This window comes from Inquilinus sp. OTU3971, from assembly GCF_038440215.1.
The window spans coordinates 1-2,148 of sequence record NZ_JASATH010000392.1 but is presented as its reverse complement, the minus strand read 5'-3'; the positions used below and the strand labels follow the sequence as shown (position 1 = coordinate 2,148).

Here is a 2,148-nt window from a genome sequence, read left to right as displayed (position 1 = left end):
CACCTTGCGCCGACGTCTCACCGTCGCCCTCGCCAGGAACCTCCACCGATGTCCCTGCTGCAACGCTCCGGGTCAGACCAGGAACATCCCCCCTCGCTTATGACGCAGTAAGACTAAGAGACCGTTTGGAAATGCTACTGGCGCGGCCGTCTGACGGCGGTTTCTCCGCTTCCGGTGCCCACGAACCAAACGTGCGCTGCGCTCCGGTTCTCGAAACCACCGCCAGCCGACTCACGCCAGCGCATTTCCAAACGGTCTCTAGGAGCGCAGCCCCCGGGCGATGGCGTCGGAGAAGGCGGCGGCGATGGTGCCGTCCGGATCCTGGGCGGGGTTGAAGATGGTGATGTCGATGCCGGCCATCCGGCCGCTCGCCGCCGCGGCCCCGAGGATCGTCGCCAGCTCGTTGAAGGACAAGCCGCCCGGCATCCGGTAGTTGACCGCCGGCATCACCGCATCGTCGAGCACGTCGGCGTCGAGATGGACCCAGAAGCCGAGCAGTTCGGGCCGGGTCAGCCAGTCCAGCGTCCGCTCCAGCGCGGCCTGCAAGCCCACCCGCCGGACCGCGGCGAGGTCGAGCAGCTCGATGCCGCTGTCCTCGATCCGCTGGCTGCCGAAGCGCGCGGCGTCCTCGGCGTCGCGGATCCCGAAGGCGACCACGTCCTCGTCGCGGACCAGCGGCCGCAACCCTTCGAGATCGGTCACCACCGCCGGGCCGCGGCCGGTGGCCAGCGCCAGGTCCATCGACGCCGCCTCGCCGTTGGGCTCGGCCTCCGGCTGGTAGAAATCGGCATGGCCGTCGAGGAAGAACAGGCCGAAGCGCCCGCGCCGGCGCAGCGGCAGCAGGCAGCCGAGCAGGATCGAGCAATCGCCGCCCAGCACCACCGGCACCTCGCCGGCCCCGAGCACGAGCCCGACGGCGTCGGCGAGGGCGACCGAATAGGCGGCGATGCCGGAGGGATTGAGCAGCAGCGTTTCGGGATCGCGCCGCGGGTCGTAGGGCGGCGGCTTGACCCGGCCGGCCCGCCGCGCCCCCAGCCGTTCGGCGAGCCCGGCCCCGAGCAGGGCTTCGGGCAGCCGTTCGACCCCCTTCGGGAACAGCCCCAGCACCGAGGGCGCCTCGACGATCGCGTAGCGGGGACGGCTCATGGCGACGCCTCCTGTCCGATCGCGAATCTAACCGGATCGTGACGATCCAGGTTCCCGCGGGCAATGCCGGCCGGATCTTGACATGCAACCATATAGTTGCATATTAGATCGATGCAGAGCGACGACGATGCCGTGTTCCACGCCCTGGCGGATGCCAGCCGCCGGGAGCTGCTGGACCGGCTGCAGGCGGAGAGCGGCCAGACGCTGGGCGAGCTCTGCCGCGGGCTGGCGATGACGCGCCAGGCAGTGACCAAGCACCTTGCGATCCTGGAGGAGGCCAACCTCGTCTCCTGGAAGCGGCAGGGCCGGGAGAAGCTGCACTTCATCAACCCGGTGCCGATCGCCACGATCGCGGAGCGCTGGATCCGCAAGTTCGAGCAGCCGCGGTTGGCGGCGCTGTCGGCGCTCAAGCAGCGGCTCGAACAGCAGGGCGGCGACCAGGATACCTAGCCCTGTGAACGACCGAGACAACAGCAAGGAGCGACGTCATGGCTGGAAGCACTTTCGTCTACGTCACCTTCATCCGCACCACGCCGGCCGCGCTGTGGCAGGCCTTGACCGAACCGGAGTTCACCCGCCGCTACTGGGATGGCGTCTACCATGAGGCCGAATGGCGTGTCGGCGGCGCCTGGAAGCTGATGCTCCCGGATGGCAGGGTGGGCGATACCGGCGAGGTCCTGGAGTTCGACCCGCCCAGGCGCCTGGTGCTGCGCTGGCGCAACGAGTTCCGGCCGGAGCTGAAGGAAGAGGGCGATTCCCGCTGCACCATGGAGCTCGAGCCGGCCGGCGAAGCGGTCAAGTTGACCGTCACCCACAGTATCGACCGCGATGAATCGAAGTTCATCGAGGCGGTGTCCGGCGGCTGGCCGATGATCCTGTCGAATCTCAAATCCCTGCTGGAGACCGGCTCGGTGGTGCTGGAGTCCCGCCCGGGCTGACCGCGACCGACCCGGGGGGGGGGGGGGGGGGGGGCCGCGCGGGGGGGGGCGGCGGGCGGCGCGG

3 protein-coding genes are annotated in these 2,148 nt (G+C 69.6%); 2 read left to right on the top strand and 1 reads right to left on the bottom strand.

Annotation, left to right across the window (positions count from 1 at the left end; all coding sequences use genetic code 11):
• Positions 1-258 precede the first annotated feature (258 nt).
• A complete protein-coding gene (locus tag AAHM41_RS39995; protein WP_342242218.1) occupies positions 259-1,146 on the bottom strand; it encodes an arginase family protein in 888 nt (295 codons plus the stop codon).
• Between the two features lie 111 nt (positions 1,147-1,257).
• Here AAHM41_RS39995 and AAHM41_RS39990 point away from each other — a divergent pair, with 111 nt between their 5' ends.
• Entirely contained in the window at positions 1,258-1,596 is a 339-nt protein-coding gene (locus AAHM41_RS39990; protein ID WP_342242217.1) for an ArsR/SmtB family transcription factor, read from the top strand.
• Positions 1,597-1,634: 38 nt separating this feature from the next.
• On the top strand, positions 1,635-2,084 hold the full coding sequence (locus tag AAHM41_RS39985) for an SRPBCC family protein (protein ID WP_342242216.1): 450 nt from the start codon (positions 1,635-1,637) through the stop codon (positions 2,082-2,084).
• Positions 2,085-2,148: the final 64 nt, after the last annotated feature.